Source organism: Herbaspirillum huttiense, assembly GCF_004367745.1.
Taxonomy (GTDB): Bacteria; Pseudomonadota; Gammaproteobacteria; order Burkholderiales; family Burkholderiaceae_D; genus Herbaspirillum; species Herbaspirillum huttiense.
Map to the genome: position 1 here is coordinate 16,699 of NZ_CP037993.1, position 16,846 is coordinate 33,544.

The 16,846-nt window shown below is 63.1% G+C and carries 11 protein-coding genes; 6 read left to right on the forward strand and 5 right to left on the reverse strand.

Translation table 11 applies throughout. The features are described from left to right. A complete protein-coding gene (locus E2K99_RS00075) occupies positions 1-1,659 on the reverse strand; it encodes an acyl-CoA synthetase (protein ID WP_134220971.1) in 1,659 nt (552 codons plus the stop codon). Positions 1,660-1,964: 305 nt separating this feature from the next. Here E2K99_RS00075 and E2K99_RS00080 point away from each other — a divergent pair, with 305 nt between their 5' ends. The 6 genes from E2K99_RS00080 (at position 1,965) to E2K99_RS00105 (ending at position 10,665) form a co-directional block, all read left to right on the forward strand. Next, complete coding sequence (locus E2K99_RS00080; RefSeq protein ID WP_134220972.1) at positions 1,965-4,700, forward strand: type VI secretion system Vgr family protein; 2,736 nt, start codon at positions 1,965-1,967, stop codon at positions 4,698-4,700. Between the two features lie 3 nt (positions 4,701-4,703). Then, positions 4,704-6,458 carry an esterase/lipase family protein gene (locus tag E2K99_RS00085; RefSeq protein ID WP_134220973.1) on the forward strand — a complete coding sequence of 585 codons (1,755 nt, stop codon included), beginning with the start codon at positions 4,704-4,706 and terminating at the stop codon, positions 6,456-6,458. Then, the gene (locus tag E2K99_RS00090; RefSeq protein WP_134220974.1) at positions 6,452-7,525 is read left to right on the forward strand and encodes a T6SS immunity protein Tli4 family protein; all 1,074 of its coding nucleotides are present in this window, start codon (positions 6,452-6,454) and stop codon (positions 7,523-7,525) included. Before E2K99_RS00085 ends, E2K99_RS00090 begins: the two co-directional genes overlap by 7 nt. Further along, on the forward strand, positions 7,522-9,252 hold the full coding sequence (locus E2K99_RS00095) for an esterase/lipase family protein (protein ID WP_134220975.1): 1,731 nt from the start codon (positions 7,522-7,524) through the stop codon (positions 9,250-9,252). The genes E2K99_RS00090 and E2K99_RS00095 overlap by 4 nt, the downstream gene beginning before the upstream one ends. A gap of 95 nt (positions 9,253-9,347) precedes the next feature. Beyond that, the gene (locus E2K99_RS00100; protein ID WP_205703735.1) at positions 9,348-10,313 is read left to right on the forward strand and encodes a T6SS immunity protein Tli4 family protein; all 966 of its coding nucleotides are present in this window, start codon (positions 9,348-9,350) and stop codon (positions 10,311-10,313) included. 85 nt (positions 10,314-10,398) lie between these two features. Next, entirely contained in the window at positions 10,399-10,665 is a 267-nt protein-coding gene (locus tag E2K99_RS00105) for a PAAR domain-containing protein (RefSeq protein WP_134220976.1), read from the forward strand. Between the two features lie 35 nt (positions 10,666-10,700). Here E2K99_RS00105 and E2K99_RS00110 read toward each other — a convergent pair whose 3' ends face one another. From E2K99_RS00110 to E2K99_RS00125, 4 genes are all read right to left on the reverse strand, one after another. Further along, positions 10,701-12,305: a methyl-accepting chemotaxis protein gene (locus E2K99_RS00110; RefSeq protein WP_134220977.1), complete on the reverse strand. Its 1,605-nt coding sequence runs from the start codon at positions 12,303-12,305 to the stop codon at positions 10,701-10,703. A gap of 169 nt (positions 12,306-12,474) precedes the next feature. After that, positions 12,475-13,506, reverse strand: coding sequence for an RNA 3'-terminal phosphate cyclase (gene rtcA / locus E2K99_RS00115; RefSeq protein WP_134220978.1), 1,032 nt, complete (start codon positions 13,504-13,506; stop codon positions 12,475-12,477). A 103-nt stretch (positions 13,507-13,609) separates the two neighbouring features. Next, positions 13,610-14,863, reverse strand: a complete 1,254-nt coding sequence (locus E2K99_RS00120; RefSeq protein WP_134220979.1) for an RtcB family protein — start codon at positions 14,861-14,863, stop codon at positions 13,610-13,612. Between the two features lie 349 nt (positions 14,864-15,212). Continuing rightward, positions 15,213-16,766 carry a vWA domain-containing protein gene (locus E2K99_RS00125; protein ID WP_134220980.1) on the reverse strand — a complete coding sequence of 518 codons (1,554 nt, stop codon included), beginning with the start codon at positions 16,764-16,766 and terminating at the stop codon, positions 15,213-15,215. Positions 16,767-16,846 lie beyond the last annotated feature (80 nt).

The window sequence follows — 16,846 nt, forward strand, 5'->3', positions numbered from 1 at the left end:
TCAGGAGGATTGCTCGGCACGCTCCTTCAAGGCCTTGCGCATGATCTTCCCGGTGGCCGTGGTCGGCAGCGCGTCGACAAAGGCAATTTCGCGCGGATATTCATGCGCCGCCAGCTGTGAACGGACGTGCTGCTGCAGGGCCGCCACCAGTGCGGCGTCCGGGGCATGTCCTTCCTGCAGCACGACAAAAGCCTTCACTACCTCCGTACGCAGGGCATCTTTCACGCCGACCACGGCCGCGATCCGCACTGCCGGATGGCGCATCAGGCATTCCTCGATCGGAGCGGGGCCGATGCGATAGCCGGCACTGGTGATGACGTCATCATTGCGGCCCAGGTAGCGGATGTAGCCGGCTTCGTCCATGTTGCCCAGGTCTCCCGTGAGCAGGAAATCGCCGGCGAATTTTTCGCGCGTCGCTTCATCATTGCGCCAGTAGTGCAGGAACATCACCGGATCCGGTGCACGGATGGCGATATTGCCGACTTCGCCGCGCGGCAGGACGGCACCCTCTTCATCGACGATCTGCACATCGTGCCCCGGCACCGCGCGTCCCATGCTGCCCGAGGCACTGGGGTAGAGCCGCGAGGAGGACGATACGACGAGGTTGCATTCGGTCTGGCCGTAGAACTCGTTGATGGTCACGCCCAGCGCGCTGCGGCCCCAGGCGATCAGGTCATCGCCCAGCGTCTCACCACCGCTGGCCACGCTGCGCAGCGCAAAATCCCATTGCGCACGGGGATCCGGCGTACCGCGCAGCATCTTCAACGCCGTCGGCGGGAAGAACACGTTGCGGATGCCATGCCGCGCCAGCAATCCGAAGACGGCGGGCGCATCGAATTTTTCCAGACGGCGCGCTACCACCGCCACGCCGTGATACAGCGACGGCAGCAGCACATCCAGCAGGCCGCCGATCCAGGCCCAGTCGGCGGGCGTCCAGAAGCGGTCACCGGGCTGCGGGAAACTGTCGTGCGAGACTTCCACGCCCGGCAGATGGCCCAGCAGGACGCGCTGTGCATGCAGTGCACCCTTGGCCTTGCCGGTGGTGCCGGAGGTATAGATGATCATGGCCGGATCATCGGCCAGCGTCGTGACCGGTTCGAACGTGGGCGAGGCCGCATGCAGGCGGTCCCAGAAATCGGTAGTCTGCGGCAGCACGATGTCGGACTGCTCCACGCAGAACACCACTTTCAGTGCCGGCAGTTCTCCGGCGAGATGGACCTTGTCCATGCCCGATGCGTCGGTGACCAGGGCGGCGGCTTCGCTGTTGTCGAGACGATAGGCGATCGCGTCCGGGCCGAACAGGTAGAACAGCGGCACCGTCACTGCGCCCAGCTTGTAGGCGGCGATGTGAGTGATGACGGTCTCGATGCGCTGCGAGAGGTAGATCCCGATGCGGTCGCCGCGCCGGATGCCGGCCTCGCTCAGCACGTTGGCGAACTGGTCGCTCAGGATCTTGAGCTGGTCGAAACTCCAGGTGGTGACCTTGCCATCGCCGTCCTCGGCAATGATGGCGGGACGCCCGCTGCCATCCGCCCAGCGGTCGCAGGCGGCGTGGGCGATGTTGAAGACCTCGGGGATCTGCCAGTCGTAGGCAGCGGTGGTATCGGCACGGTAGTGGGCCGGGGTGATCACGGGGCGTGGCGCGATGTCTGGGGGCACGTCTTGTCTCCTGTCGGGTGGCTGTGGGCCAGGCCTGCATGGGGCCGGGCTCCGGATGGCCGGTCATGCCGGCACGCCGCCTATCATAGCGCCCCCGGGGCGGATCAGCATGGCACAACAAAATGACAGTCGCGCAATGCGACTGGTCGAACTCTGACGAGTTTGCCTGGCAACCTCGGCCACTTCCTGCAAGCGTGCGCAGCCCTCCTCTAGGATGGCTCTCCTCTCGCCTTCTGCCGTTTGATGCCGGCATCACCCTGGTTCCGGGATGCCGCGCGGATGGCATTTCCAGCAAGGATGTCCGCATGCACGACCGCACGTTTTCCGCACTACTCCAACCATGGTCCCAACAGGCCCGCGCCCTTCGGCTGCGCTTGCCGCAATCGCACGTGGCCTTGCAGGACGCGCTGCTGATACAGCAGGTGACGGGCCGCGAGACCCTTTGTGGTGCCACCGAAGTGGAGGTGCTGTGTCTCTCGCCGCGCGAGGACTTGCCGCTCAAGGAATTCATGGCGGTGCCGGCGGAAATCCAGCTGGTGACGGACCAGGGTCTGTTGCGCACCATCTGCGGCTTCATCGCCGAGGCCCATGCGGGGCAGATCGATGGCGAGCTGAGCAGCTATCGCCTGCTGTTGCGCGATGCCCTCAGCCTGATGGGCCAGCGCATCAATACCCGCGTCTTCCTGCACGCCAGCGAGGCCGATGTAACCCAGATCCTCATCAGCGAGTGGCGGCAACGCAGCCCCTTGCTGGCCAGCAGCATGGAGGTGGATTGGTCGCTGCTCGGAGAACGCTACCCGGCACGCGAATTCATCATGCAGCACAACGAATCCGATGCCGATTTCCTGCGTCGCCTGTGGAAGCGGCGCGGCATCGGCTGGTGCATCCGTCCGGGCGAGCCGCCACTGCCGGGCCAGGCTGCTTGTCCGCGCCATGTGCTGGTGCTGTTTGACGATCCCATGCAGCTGCCGCGCAATGCGGCGGGCAGCGTTCCCTGGCGACGCGATCATGCGCCCGGCACGCAGGACGGCCTCCTGCGCTGGCAGGCCACGCGTCGCCTGCGGGCCGGCAGTGTCAGCCGCCATACCTGGGATCACGCGCAGGATGGGCCGCTACAACGGCATGTGAATAATCCGGCTGCGCAGGGCGAACTGGGCGACCGCTTTGCCCTGCTGCTGGATGACTATCTGGTCGAGGCCCCGCACATTGCCGACGATGGTGAAGATCTTGACCAGATTGCCCGGGCGCGCATGCAGCGGCTGGCGCTGGAGAGCAAGGAATTCGGTGCCGATTCCACCGTGCGTGCGCTGCGTGTGGGCGAGTGGATCGACGTCACGGGGCATCCTGAGCTGGAACGTCATCCTCCGCATGAGCGCGAATTCATCGTGACCCGGCTGGAGTTCCATGCCGAGAACAACCTGCCGGCCTCGCTGGAGGAGCGCCTGCGGCGCGCCACTCCGCATCGTGAAAGCGATCTCGGCGGATTGGCCGACCTGCAGCGCCGTTGCCGCGAACAAGGCCTGCGCTATCTGAACCATTTCGCATGCGTGCGGCGTGGCATCCCGCTGGTACCGGCCTTTGATCCCCGCGTGGATCTGCCCCGGCCGCGTCTGCAGAATGCCCATGTGGTCGGCCCGGCGGGTGAAGAACTGTACTGTGACGCGCTGGGCCGCATCAAGCTGCGCTTTCACGGGACCCGCATGCAGGATCACCAGCTCGCCGGCGGGGCCAGCGACAGCGAACGCGATTCCGCCTGGGTGCGCGTGGCCAGTCATTGGGCCGGACGGCAATGGGGCGCGATCAATCTGCCGCGCGTGGGCGACGAGGTGCTCGTCGATTTCTTCGGGGGCGATCCTGACAAGCCTATCGTGATCGGCCGGCTGTACAACGGCCTGTCGCTGCCGCCTGCCTTCAGCGGCGTCGGCAGCCTGCCCGGCAACCGCTTCCTGGCGGGCGTGCGCAGCAAGGGGATTCAGGGCCAGCGCTACAACCAGCTGCGGCTCGACGACACCCCGCGCCAGATCAGCGCCCAGCTTGCTTCGCAACACGGACAGAGCGAACTGAACCTGGGCTGGCTCACGCATCCCCGCATCGAGGGACGCAGCGATGCGCGCGGCGAAGGCGCCGAGTTGCGGACGGACCAGGCGCTGGCGCTGCGCGGAGGACGGGGTGTGCTGATCAGCGCGAGCCGGCGCAGCCAGGCCAGCGGCGCGCAACTGGATCGGGCCGAGATGCTGGGGCTGCTGCGCGTGCTGCAGAACGTCCAGCAGGAACTGGCGGCGCTGGCCGAGACCCACCATGCCGGGCCGACGGCAGTGCAGTCCTTGAGCGAGTTGCGCACGCGGCTCGATGCCTGGGAGACCGGCAGCAACACGCAGGCCGAAGGCAGCGGTGGCGGCGAGCCGGTGGTGGCCATGACAGCACCGGCCGGGGTGGCCATCACCAGTGACGAGGGCGTGGTCCTTGGTGCGCAGAAGGAAATCGACCTGGTCAGCGTGGGCAATACGCAGCTCTCTGCGGGCAAGAAGCTGTTGGTGCGGGTGGCGGAGAGTATCAGCGTGTTTGCGCAGCGCTTGGGGATGCGGCTGGTCGCGGCCAGCGGCAAGCTGCAATTGCAGACGCACGGCGATGACATCGAAGCCACCTCAGCGCGCCGCATCATCCTGACGGCTGTTGATGAAATCGTCCTGCAGGCTCCCCGGCTCAAGCTGCTGGCGCAGGGTGCGCAGATTGATCTGGGGGGCGGCGCGATCACGCAGCAGAGCAGCGCGGATCACATCATCCGCTCGGCGAATTTCCATCATGTGAGTGGTGCGGACAGTGCGCCTCCGGGCGTGGAACTGCCGGCCAGCGCCATGCGTACCGACGAACGTTTCATCCTGGCCCGGCGCGGCAGTGGCCGGCCGCATGTGCGGCAGCGCTATCGCATCGAGCTCGATGACGGCAGCGTCATTGAAGGCGTCACTGATGAACAGGGACGTACGGCCTTGAGCCAGGACCAGGCCCTGCGTATCGCGCGGCTGCGGATCGTGAAGGAGTAGAGGATGAAGCAATCTTCCCTGCCGGAGCAGGCGGCAGAACCGACCCGGCTGGTCGGCACCGCCTGGGATGAAGACGGCAATGATGTGGCGCAATCGGTGCTGACCGGAGAGAACCAGAAGGTCAGGGCCTTGTTTCTGACCACGCCGGAGGTGGTGGTGCCCATTCTGTTCGTGCCGGGCATCATGGGGACGCGGCTCAGGGTCAGCAAACGCGACCAGGGGCCGGCCTGGCTGCCACCCGAGAACACTTGGGAGACGATCACGCTGGGGCTCACGCATCTGGTCCGCACGGCGGCAGACCGGCAACGGCTGCTCAATCCGGAGACCACTGAGGTGGATGATGGCGGTCCGGCTTTTCCTGATGACACCAGCAAGACCCTGCTGTCGCTTGCTCCCGGCCAGACCGACGCCGAGCGTATCAAATGGCGCGGCTGGGGACAGCTCCATGCAGACAGCTATCTCGGCATTCTTTCGCTGCTGGAGACCAGCATGGCGATGATTTTCGATCCTGCCAGCCAGGGCAGCCGGCTCACCTCGCACTGGCAGGAGCTGGTGATGGATCGCCAGGATGCAGCCAAGCTGGGCGCGCAGAAGCCCTTTGTTGCAATTTCGGACGAAGACTTGAGAGATGCCGCAGAGGTGCTTTATCCGGTGCATGCGGTGGGCTACAACTGGTTGCAGAGCAATCTGGTCTCGGCGCAACGATTGGCTGAGGAGATCGAGCGTATTACGGCGTATTACCGCAGCAAGGGAAAGCGCTGTGAGGGCGTGATCCTGATCACGCACAGCATGGGCGGTCTGGTGGCCCGCGCCTGTGCGCGGCTGCCGGGAATGACTGAACGCATTCTGGGCGTCATCCATGGCGTGATGCCGGCCATTGGCGCGCCGGCTACCTACAAGCGCATCCGGGCCGGGTTTGAAGGCATGGCGCAGGTGGTACTGGGACGCGATGCGGCTGACTGTACAGCGGTGATGGCCAATGCGCCGGGGCCGTTGGAACTGCTGCCGACTGCGCAATACAAGACCTGGACCAATCAAGGAGAGCGGCACTGGTTGCGCGCCAGCTATCGCGCCATCGGCCAGCGCGGGATGCCAGAGGAGATGGACAGCTTTTTGGGCGAGGGGGATCCCTACGCGCAGATCTATCTGAACAATACGTCGGATTGGTGGAAGCTGGTGCGCGAGGATTTGATTGATCCGGCGGGGAGGGAGGATAGGGAACGGGCTGAGAGTGAGGGAAAGTTGCTGGTTCGTACGGCTGAAGAAACGTCTGACTTTGATCGGTATAGAAAAAAGATGGAAGTCGCACAGCTCTTTCATCAACACATTAAAGACAGTTACCACCCCAATACCTACGCGTATTACGCCGCCGACCCACAGCAGCCTGCGTGGAACGAGATCAATTGGAAATGCAACCGCATGGTGTCCGGTGATCCGCTGAAGGCCCGGCTTGATGCCGATGATTTGAACGGCACGGTGACGCTGAGCTTCGACCAGTACCACAGCCATAACCAGTTTTTTATTCTGCAGCGTGGTACAGGCCCAGGCGATGGCACGGTTCCGGCTGAGTCGGGTCGATCCCCGCAGCCGCACGTCGTCCAGTTGTTCAAGCATGAAGGAAAGCTGAAGTCGCACGAGAGTTATGACCATCAGTTTTCTTTCAACGCCAAGGTTGCGCAGGCGACCACCTTCTATTCCATCATCAGAATCGTGAACACATCGGAGATTCTGAAAACGCTTTCAGGAGAAAAATGCTGATGAGTAAATCGTTTCGACTTATTACCTATCTGGTTATCGCTGCCAGTTTTCTTTTATCAGGATGCCTCTCACCTCAACCCAAGATTGCCATCATGAACAAAGTACAGGAAAAGGAAGCTGATCCAACCATCTCAACTTTTTGTACCGGTCGTTTCCTGGTCGATATGCCAGCAGGATCGGTACTCAGTGGCGGCAATTATCGTTACGACTTTGCGCGGTTGGAGCAACCTAAATCCATGAGTCTGGAAGAGTTCGAGACCGAAATGGCGGCCAAGGAAAAGACGCTCAGGTCAACGAAGCATAACGTCGAGCCTAGTCTGTTGCGGTTGTTGCTCAAACCGGATCTGCACTCGTGGATCTTCGTCTATTGGGAGCAAAGCGGTATTACATCATTAGCGCAGGTTGATGGATACCGTTGGATTGACGGCACTCGTTACGTGTTCAAAAAGGAGGCCGGCATGAGCAAACCCAGAACCGGAACAATGAGCCGCCAGGACTACACCATCGATCGCATGCGCAAGATTCTCGCCAACCTGCAAAAACGGTCGACCCATAACATTCCGACTGAGCCCGGCTATTGCTTCGAAGACGGCTTCATCGCCAACCCCGAATGGGAAATGGAAGAAGCCGGCATTGACATCACCATCGCCGGCCATCCCGATGCCTTCGTTTCGGTCTGGTTCTACCCGCTAGCAAGGAGTGCCCACAGCAAGCCCTTGCTCGATCGCATGGGCGGCGTATTGCAGACGCTGGGCCAGATGGCGACCTCAGTGCACGTATTGCGCAAGGGCGAGCGGCAGGTCGGCCCTTATATGGGCCAGGAATTCCTGGCCAGCGCCCCCAGCAGTCGCGGCATGCGCGGCCACAAGTTCATCTGGGAGACCGAAGGCGACGGCACGCTCGACACGCCTGCGCTCAAGATCGAACTCACCACAGGCTATCGCGACAAGAACGGCAATCCGCAACAAACCAGGCTGAGCGATGAACAGGCCATCAAGCTGTGGGACGATGTGCTCAACAGCTTCCGGCTGCGCCCCGTGCTGGATCCCCAAGGGAGTCGGCCATGATTGCTCCGGTCAAGGGACCCGCGCCAACACGCCTGGTCCCGACCGCATGGGACGAGCAAGGCAACGAGATCGCCCAGTCGGTGCTGACAGGCCAGCGCATGAAGGTACGAGCCCTGTGCCTGACCAGTCCGGACATTGTCATGCCCATCGTATTCGTACCCGGCATCATGGGCACACGACTCAAGCTCAAAGGTCGCGACAAGGGCCCGGCGTGGTTTCCTCCGGAGGGCGGATGGGAAACCCTGGCGCTGGCGCTCAAGCATGTCGTCCGCACGGCGGCGGACCGACAGCGATTGCTCAATCCCGATAGTACCGAGGTAGACGAAGACGGTCCGGCCTTTCCCGACGACATCAGCAAGACGCTGCTGGCCTTCGCCCCCGGCAAGAGCGACGCCGAGCGCATCAAATGGCGCGGCTGGGGGCAACTCCACGCGGACAGCTATCTGCCCATTCTTTCACTGCTGGAGACCAGCATGGCCCTGATCTTCGACCCTGCAAGCCAGGGGAAGAAGCTCACTTCACATTGGCAGGAACTCGTGATGGCACGACAGGATGCAGGCAAGCTGGGTGCGCAGAAGCCCTTCACGCCGCTGCAGGAAAAGCAGCTGCGGGAGGCTGCTGAACTGCTCTATCCGGTGCACGCAGTGGGTTACAACTGGCTGCAGAGCAACAAGATATCGGCACAGCGACTGGCCAAGGAAATCGAACGCATCACCGCCTATTACCGCAGCAAGGGAAGAAGTTGCGAGCAGGTGATCCTGGTCACGCACAGCATGGGTGGTCTGGTCGCCCGCGCCTGCGCGCAGTTGCCGGGGATGGCCGAGCGCATCCTGGGCGTGGTGCACGGCGTGATGCCGGCCCTCGGTGCGCCGGCGACCTACAAGCGCATCCGGGCGGGCTTTGAGGGAGCCGGGCAGGTCGTCCTGGGGCGCAATGCCGCCGAGTGCACGGCAGTGATGGCCAATGCCCCCGGGCCACTGGAATTGCTGCCGACGGCGCAATACAAGACCTGGAGCAATCGCGGGGAACGGCATTGGCTGCGGGTGAGTTACGTGGGTATCGGGCAGCGTGGAATGGCTGAGGAAATGGAAAGCTTTCTGGGCGAGGGCGATCCCTACCGCCACATCTATCTCAACAATTCGTCGGATTGGTGGAAGCTGATTCGGGAGGATTTGATTGATCCGGCGGGTAAGGAGGATCGCGTACCCTCGCGCGAGGGAAAGCAGGTCACGGGTAACGCCTACTCATCGGACTTCAAGAGATTTCGCGACAACTTGGAAATCGCCGCCAAGCTTCATTCGCTGATCAAAGATCGCTATCACGCAAATACTTATGCGTATTACGCCAGCGATCCCGAGCAGCCGGCGTGGAATGAAGTGCACTGGAAGATTCGGTCCTCCGTGCCAAAGGATCCCGCGAACGGAAAGCTGGTAGCCGATGATTTGAACGGTTCCGTCACATTGCTCTTCGACGGAGGGAAACGACGTACTTTTCGAATACAGGAGGGGACGGGGAAAGGTGATGGAACCGTGCCCGCCGAGTCGGCTGAAAGCGCGACAAAGCATGTGATTCAGATGTTCAAGCATGAAGGCAAAGCCAATGGGCATGACAGCTACGAACATCAATACTCGTACAACGCTCCGATCGCTCAATCAGTCTGTCTTTACTCCATCGTCAAGATGGTGGCGGAATCAGACCTGATTAAACACGCTTTCACAGAGCCATGAGGTTTCGCAATTTCGTCATTCTTGTATTGGCCTCTTTGTGCCTTAGTACTACAAGACCACTCTATCTTCACTCTGCGCTATCAGGACCAATCACAATGCACGACAGCTCGAACAGCAAGACCACAAACCCTGTTACCACATTCTGTACAGGCAGGTTCCTGATTGACCTTCCCGCAGGATCACTATCGAGTGGTGGCAACTATCGTTATGACTTCGCGCATATTGATCGGCCCAAGACGATGAGCAAGGATGATTTCGAAAGAGATATTCTCGCTCGTCAAACACTGCTGCAAACAACGAGGCATGATTCAGGGGCTTCGATGTTGGTCGAAGCTATTCGGCCGGATGAGCAAAGCGCGATTCTGGTGTCGTGGAATCATGATGCCAGCACTTCCATGATGTCGATGACAGGGCACCGGTGGATTGAAGGTCTCGCTTTTTCGTTCGCGATGAAGGTTGATGACGATCACAAGGCCGAAGGTTTGAAAGCAATGCATGAGCTTCTCGGCCGATTGCACTCTCGCTCCGATAACAACATCCCCACCGACCCCGGCTACTGCTTCGAAGGGGGCTTCATCGCCAACCCCGAATGGGAAAACGAAGAAGCCGGCATCGATATCGACATTGCCGGCCACCCGGATGCCTTCGTGTCCGTCTGGTTCTATCCCCTGGCGATGAGCAAGCACGACCGCCCGTTGCTGGAGCGCATGCATAGCGGACTGCAGACCCTGGGCCGTTTGGCCACTGCCGTGCGCGTGCTGCGCAAGGGAAACCGTCAGATCGGTCCCTACCAGGGCCAGGAATTCCTGGTCACCGTCCCCAACAGTGGCGGCGGGCGCAGCCACAGCTTCATCTGGGAAACCGAAGGCCAGGGCACGCTCGATACCCCCGCCATCAAGATCGAACTGACCACCGGCCATCACGACCAGAACAGCAATGCGCAACGAAGCACACTGAACGATGCGCAAGCGCTGCAGCTGTGGGACGACGTGCTGGGCAGCTTCCGGCTGCGGCCAACGCAGATAGCACCCGCGTCAACCACGTCAGGTACGCCGCCATAGCCGCCTGCAGCAAGGTCTCGGGTCCATCGCCCGAGGTTCGCCCTGGTCTCGCCTCCACTCCTGCCCTGCTTGAAAGGAATCCACCATGTCCAACATCATCCGCCTCGGCGACGCCACTTCCCACGGCGGCAAGGTCACGCAAGTGAGCGCGACCCATTTCAAGGTAGGCGGCCTGCCGGTCGCGCGGGTCGGCGATGCCTGCAGCTGCCCCCGGCAGGGGCACGACAACTGCACCATCGCCGAGGGACACCCGCATCACAAGATCGATGGCATCGCCGTCGCCTACGACGGCCACAAGACCAGCTGTGGTGCCACGCTCATCGCCAGTGCCGGCAATTTCAGCGCGCAATAGCGCTATCCCTTTCGTGCGATCTTGCGTGAGCGGTCTCACGCATAGGCCAGCCGCGCCGCCGAGGGTGCCGCAACGCGCTTGAGCTCCGGTGCCCCGCCCTCCAGCTTGAATACCGACACCAGCCGTGCCAGCTGCGCCGCCTGATCCTGCAAGGATTGTGCAGCGGCTGCGGCCTGCTCGACCAGTGCGGCGTTCTGCTGGGTCACCTGATCCATCTGCACGATGGCCAGGTTGACCTGTTCGATGCCTGCACTCTGCTCCTGCCCGGCGGCGCTGATCTCGGTGACCACTTCACCGACCCGCTGCACGCTTTGCACCACGTCCTGCATGGTGCGTCCGGCTTGCTCCACCAGCCGGCTGCCATTGCCGACCCGTGCCACCGAGTCGGCGATCAGCCCCTTGATCTCGTGCGCGGCGGTCGCGGAGCGCTGCGCCAGCGCCCGCACTTCCGAGGCCACCACCGCGAAGCCGCGTCCCTGCTCGCCCGCGCGCGCGGCTTCCACTGCGGCATTCAGGGCCAGGATATTGGTTTGGAAGGCGATCCCGTCGATGACCCCGATGATGTCCACGATCTTCTTGGAGGATGCATCGATGGCGCCCATGGTATCGACCACCTGGCTCACCACCTCGCCGCCCTGGCGCGCGATGTCGGAGGCCGATCCGGCCAGCTGGTTGGCCTGGCCGGCATGACTGGCGTTCTGCTTGACGGTGGCGGTGAGCTGCTCCATCGACGAGGCCGTTTCCTCCAGCGAGGCCGCCTGCTCTTCGGTGCGCGAGGACAGATCCAGATTGCCGCGCGCAATCTCGCTGCTGGCCGTGGCAATCGTATCGGTCGAGACCCGCACCTGGCTGACGATGTCCAGCAAGCGGTCATTCATCTTCTTGAGTGCGCGCAACAGCATGCTGGTTTCATCACGGCCTTGCGCATCGATGGCCGAGGTCAGGTCACCGGCCGCCACCGTCTCGGCCACGCGCACCGCACGATCCAGCGGCGCGGTGATGCTGCGCGTGATCATCCAGGCGATCGCCGCCGCCGCCGCCAGCCCGGCGGCCGCCAGCACCAGCAGCAGCGTGCGGGCCTGAACGTAATTGCTTTCGACTTCATCGCCGGCACTCTTCATCATGTCGTGCTGCTGCTTGATGAGGGCGTCGGCGGCGCTCATGGTGGCGCTCTGCACGGGCCGCACCTCGTCGATCAGCATGTCGATCGCACCTTCCTTGCCGCCCTGCTGCACCATGGCCAGCACCTTGTCGCGTTTTTCGAAGTAGGCGTTCTGGGCCGTCACCAGTTTCTTCAGCGCGCTGCGGCTGTCGTCGTCGGTAAGCAGCTTCTCCAGCTGCGCCAGGTCCTCGCGGATGGCACGGTCGGCACCGGTGATACGGTCGTATTCGCTCTTGATCTGCGGCTCGCGCTTCAAGAGCAGAATGTTTCGTACCGAGCGCGCGATCAGGTTGAGCTGGTCGACGATATCGCCCGCCACTACGGTCTTGGGATACTTGTCGTGGATCACATCCTTCATTTGCCCGTTGAGCTGCCCCAGGCGGGCGATGCCGCTGGCCGCCATGGCCAGCATCAGGATCATCAGCAGACCGAAGCCCAGCCACAGGCGCGCACGAATGGTCACATTGGAAAGTTGCATGGAATTCCCCCTTGTTATCGTTGATTGTCGGCAAGCAAGCCGCTGGCGCGGCGTAACCGTAAAGCAACTAATGCGTGGCATCACGTTGCGGCCTGCCCGCTTCAGCATAGGTGACAGGAAGGAGGAATCCAAGCGCGGCCGATGCCGCGCAGCAGGAGTGCGGCCGGGCTCAGCCCGGCGCGGGCATGACCTCCACCCGTAGCGCTCCCGGCGCAGGAGAAAAACCGAAGCGCACCGGCAGAAAGGCCTCGATCACCTCGGCATTGGAGGCCATGTGCGGGCTCAGTTGCGTGGTGGTGAAGCGCCCCGTGCCGGCCAGTGCCAGCGGCAGCATCAGCTGATCGGCCAGATGCTCGCCGACCGCCGCATTGCTCTGCAGATAGCGCTGCATGGGTCCCAGGGCGTCCAGAGCCACCTGTTCGGCCGGCCGGGATTTGGCACCATGGCCGCAGAACAACTCGTCCACATGCGCATGCGTCACGTGCAATTCGACCAGATTGCCCGGGCCATCGCAGTCGTTCAGGGCGATCACCTTGCAATGATCCTGCAAGCCCTCCACGGCTTCGCTCAGGACCTGCAACTCCCGCTTGCCGATGGCACTCGGCAGATTGGCCACCAGAGCGCGCGCCTGCGTCTGCAGCAGCGCGCCGCGCTCCTCCAGGACCAATCCGCCCAAGACATGGCCCGCTTCCACCTGCAGGCGCACCTGGCCGCCACCGGCCGGATGGAATCCGTGCCGCAGCAACTCCAGCGTGACCGATGCCCCCATCCGCCGCAACAGCGGCAGGAAGCAGTGCTGCAGGAAATCGGCCGACGGGGCCAGGGGATTGTGCGTGCCGCCGCTGACTTCAATGCAGAAGCGCCCCGCTGGCGCGGCCAGCATGGCGGGCAGCAGGGTTTGCAAGACCAGCGTGGTACTGCCGGCCGAGCCGATGGCGAAACGGAAATCGCCGCTGCGCAGCGCACCGGGCGCAAAGCGCAGCGCGCTGCTGCCGGGCTCGGCACCTTCCACGACGGCGTCGCACAAGGTGGCGGCGGCCGTCACGGCGGCCAGGTGCTGGCGCATCAGACCGGGTTTGGGGCGTTGCGCCCGGATCGCGCCGAGCTCGAACGGACGGCCGGTGATCATCGCCAGGCTCAGCGCACTGCGCAGGATCTGGCCGCCACCATGGCGGCCATCCAGGGTCAGAGGAGAGGACATGTTTGTTCTTTTCTTTCTTCGTATGTTGCGTTTTGTTCCTGTCCGCGAGCGAGCCTGACCAGTATCGTACCGAGTGCGTAATACGCCCTCTGTACGATGTATTTCAGCCTTTCACGCAGACGATCTGGCGCAGCGTATGCACCACTTCCACCAGGTCTTGCTGGGCCGCCATGACGGCATCGATGTCCTTGTAGGCCATCGGGATTTCGTCGATGACGGCTTCGTCCTTGCGGCACTCCACACCTTCGGTGGCGCGGATGTGATCCTCTACCGAGAAGCGCTTCTTGGCCTCGGTACGGCTCATGGTGCGTCCCGCACCGTGGCTGCAGCTGTGGAAGCTCTCGGCCTCGCCCTTGCCGCGCACGATGAAGCTCCTGGCCCCCATCGAGCCGGGAATGATGCCCAGTTCGCCGGCACGGGCCGATACTGCACCCTTGCGGGTGACCAGCACATCCTGGCCGAAGTGATGTTCCTTCTGCACGTAATTGTGGTGGCAGTTGACCGCCTCCACGTGCGTCTGGAAAGGCTTGGCGATCACGCTGCGTACAGCGGCGATCAGGTTCTGCATCATCACTTCACGGTTCATGCGCGCAAATTTCTGTGCCCAGCCCACGGCTTGCAGATAGTCGTCGTAGTGCGTGCTGCCCTCCTTCAGATAGGCCAGGTCGCGATCCGGCAGGTTGACCATGTGCTTGCGCATGTCCTGCTGCGCCAGTTCGATGAAGTGGGTGCCGATGGCATTGCCCACGCCGCGCGAACCCGAGTGCAGCATGAACCAGACCGCGCCCCCTTCATCCAGGCAGATCTCGATGAAGTGATTGCCCGACCCCAGCGTGCCCAGGTGCTTGTAGTGGTTGGTCTTCTCCAGCTTGGGCGTCTTCTGGCACAGCACGTCGAACTCATCCTTCAGCGTCTGCCATGCGGTATCGACCGGTGCCGGCGGATGTTCCCAGGAACCCTGATCGCGGCCGCGATGGCTGCGCGTGCGTGGCGAGGAACCGTGCGGCACGGCGCGTTCGATGGCACTGCGCAAGGGACCCAGGTTGTCCGGCAGGTCGGCGGCGCACAGGGTGGTCTTGGCCGCCATCATGCCGCAGCCGATATCGACCCCCACGGCGGCGGGAATGATCGCGCCCAGGGTCGGGATCACGCTGCCGATGGTGGAGCCCTTGCCCACGTGCACATCCGGCATGACCGCAATGTGCTTGTAGATGAACGGCATCTTGGCCGTATTGCCCAGCTGGGTTTTTGCCTCAGCTTCCACCGGCACGCCGCGGGTCCACATCTTGACCGGCTTGCCCTGCCCGGTGGCCAGGGTGTCGTAGGACGCTGGTGCGATGTTGTCGAGTTTTTCCATTTTCGTTACTTTCTTGCTGAACATGAGGGAAGGCGAGGCGCGACAAGGGTGCCAGCGACAGGTTTTCCGTGAAGGTAGTCGCTTGCGCATTCGCGCCTCACCTGAAAAATTCGGGGCTCCTGCCCCTCGGCGGCCCGGCAATTCCGGGCCGCCCGCTTCATTCCGACCAGATCGGCAGGATTTGCGCCGATTCTTGCGAACCGCCGCCCCGGAGTTGAACCGGGCTACCCAATGTAATCCTGCCAGCATTCGGAATGATCAGGACCACTTCCGCCCGACCAGAATGTGCGCGATACGGAGATGTAATCGCAACGGCATTCGGGCGGCAATGGCAACCTGTCTTGCACCATCAAAGCGGTGTGGACGCGATCTCCTGCACCCAGTGTCCCGCCTGCATCTGTCCGGCCGCAAAGCTGGCCAGCAGTTTGAAGACCTCGTCGGAGAATCCACCGATGTTGAGGATATCGTCCGACTCCGGCGCCTGGCTGGTGGCATACGGCGCCAGATCGATGCAGACCAGGCGCGCCTTCGGATTGCGGCGCTTGAACTGCTGCCACTGGCGCATTGTTTCGGTCGCGCCGCTGGCGTGATGGCGCAGCCAGGACTCGTTGTCCGACACCAGCACCACCAGATCCGCACGCTGCTGGCGTTCGTTCAGCCAGCGCAGCGGCGCACTGCAGTCCGTTCCGCCACCGCCGATACGCGCCAGCCGCGCGGCGTTGGCCATGACCTTGTCATGGGGAACCAGCGGGCAAGGCACCACGCGCTGTTCGAACGGCAGCACGCAGGCCGCAGGATTCTTGCGCACGATGGCCGCGGCCAGCAATGCCGCCACGTCGATGCATCGCACCGCGCTGGTACCACCGGCACGCATGCCGCTCACCGGGCTCGACATGGACCCCGACACATCCGGGCAGACCACGACCGAGCCTTCCAGCACCGGCACATTGGCCAGCGCGATTTCCATGGCGCTCTGCAAGGCGTCGCGCACCAGCTCCGGCACTGTCCCGGCAGCAGCCTGCCACGCGGCCATCAGCTGATACGGGAACACCCGTGCCGCGGCAATGGCCTGCGGATCACACAGCTTGGCGGCGATCAGCTCGGTCATGCCGGGCAGCTCGAACACGCCGTGGCGCGCGAAGCTGTTCAGGTTCATGCGCACCATGTGCCAGCCACCCTGCCGCGCCATCCCGGCCCATTCTTGCGTGCCCGGCTGCATGGCAGTGAGCAACTGGAATGGCACCGCCGGTACCGGCTGGCTGCGGTCGCGCTGATAGGCTCGCAGGGCAAGCGTCAGCGGCGGCAGCGCGGCCTCATCAAACGGACGGCCGATCAGCCAGGCGAAGAATGCGGCGCGCCACGGTTCAGCCGGCTTGGGGTGGACCATGCGGACCACGTCGGCCAGCGACGGCGACTGCCCTACACAGGCGGCCAGCAGTTGCTGCTCCGTGGCCTGGTTCAGCCAGGCCTGCACCAGCTTCTTGGGACGGGTGCCCAGCGACTTGCGGCCGGTCACGCCGGAACGCAGGATCTGTACGAAATTGCGCAGCATCTTGCCCTGATCCACCACCCCGGCAAATGCCGGTGCCAGTTCATCAGCACCACGGGCCGCCAGTACGGCCAGCAGCAGCGCCGGCATGTCCTTCATGTAGCTGCGGCGCCGAGCGTACAGCGCGGTCTGGGCGATGAAGCGCGGGGCGATGTCCTGGCTCAGTTCCAGCACGGTGGCCAGTTGCGCTTCGGCGCTGGCATAGAAGGTGCGGTTCAGGCAGCCGGTGGCCGCGTACTGCGCCAGGATGTGCTCCTTGCTCAAGGCATAGGCAGCGCCGCCGGCGTGATTCATCGCATCGGCTGCCGGCAGCAGGCGGCGCTTCAGGGTCTGGAACAGTTGCACATTCGCCATTTTCTTTTCCTCGTTGATCGCTTGGTCTTGTTCCCTGTATTGCAACGGGTGTGCCAGCTCTGGCGAGATGCGCCGAAATT

Excerpts from the sequence above, each read along its gene's own strand:
- rtcA (WP_134220978.1), bottom strand. The coding sequence starts at position 13,506 with ATGTCCTCTCCTCTGACCCTGGATGGCCGCCATGGTGGCGGCCAGATC.
- E2K99_RS00110 (WP_134220977.1), bottom strand. The coding sequence starts at position 12,305 with ATGCAACTTTCCAATGTGACCATTCGTGCGCGCCTGTGGCTGGGCTTC.
- E2K99_RS00080 (WP_134220972.1), top strand. The coding sequence starts at position 1,965 with ATGCACGACCGCACGTTTTCCGCACTACTCCAACCATGGTCCCAACAG.
- E2K99_RS00090 (WP_134220974.1), top strand. The coding sequence starts at position 6,452 with ATGCTGATGAGTAAATCGTTTCGACTTATTACCTATCTGGTTATCGCT.
- E2K99_RS00085 (WP_134220973.1), top strand. The coding sequence starts at position 4,704 with ATGAAGCAATCTTCCCTGCCGGAGCAGGCGGCAGAACCGACCCGGCTG.
- E2K99_RS00100 (WP_205703735.1), top strand. The coding sequence starts at position 9,348 with ATGCACGACAGCTCGAACAGCAAGACCACAAACCCTGTTACCACATTC.
- E2K99_RS00120 (WP_134220979.1), bottom strand. The coding sequence starts at position 14,863 with ATGGAAAAACTCGACAACATCGCACCAGCGTCCTACGACACCCTGGCC.
- E2K99_RS00105 (WP_134220976.1), top strand. The coding sequence starts at position 10,399 with ATGTCCAACATCATCCGCCTCGGCGACGCCACTTCCCACGGCGGCAAG.
- E2K99_RS00095 (WP_134220975.1), top strand. The coding sequence starts at position 7,522 with ATGATTGCTCCGGTCAAGGGACCCGCGCCAACACGCCTGGTCCCGACC.
- E2K99_RS00125 (WP_134220980.1), bottom strand. The coding sequence starts at position 16,766 with ATGGCGAATGTGCAACTGTTCCAGACCCTGAAGCGCCGCCTGCTGCCG.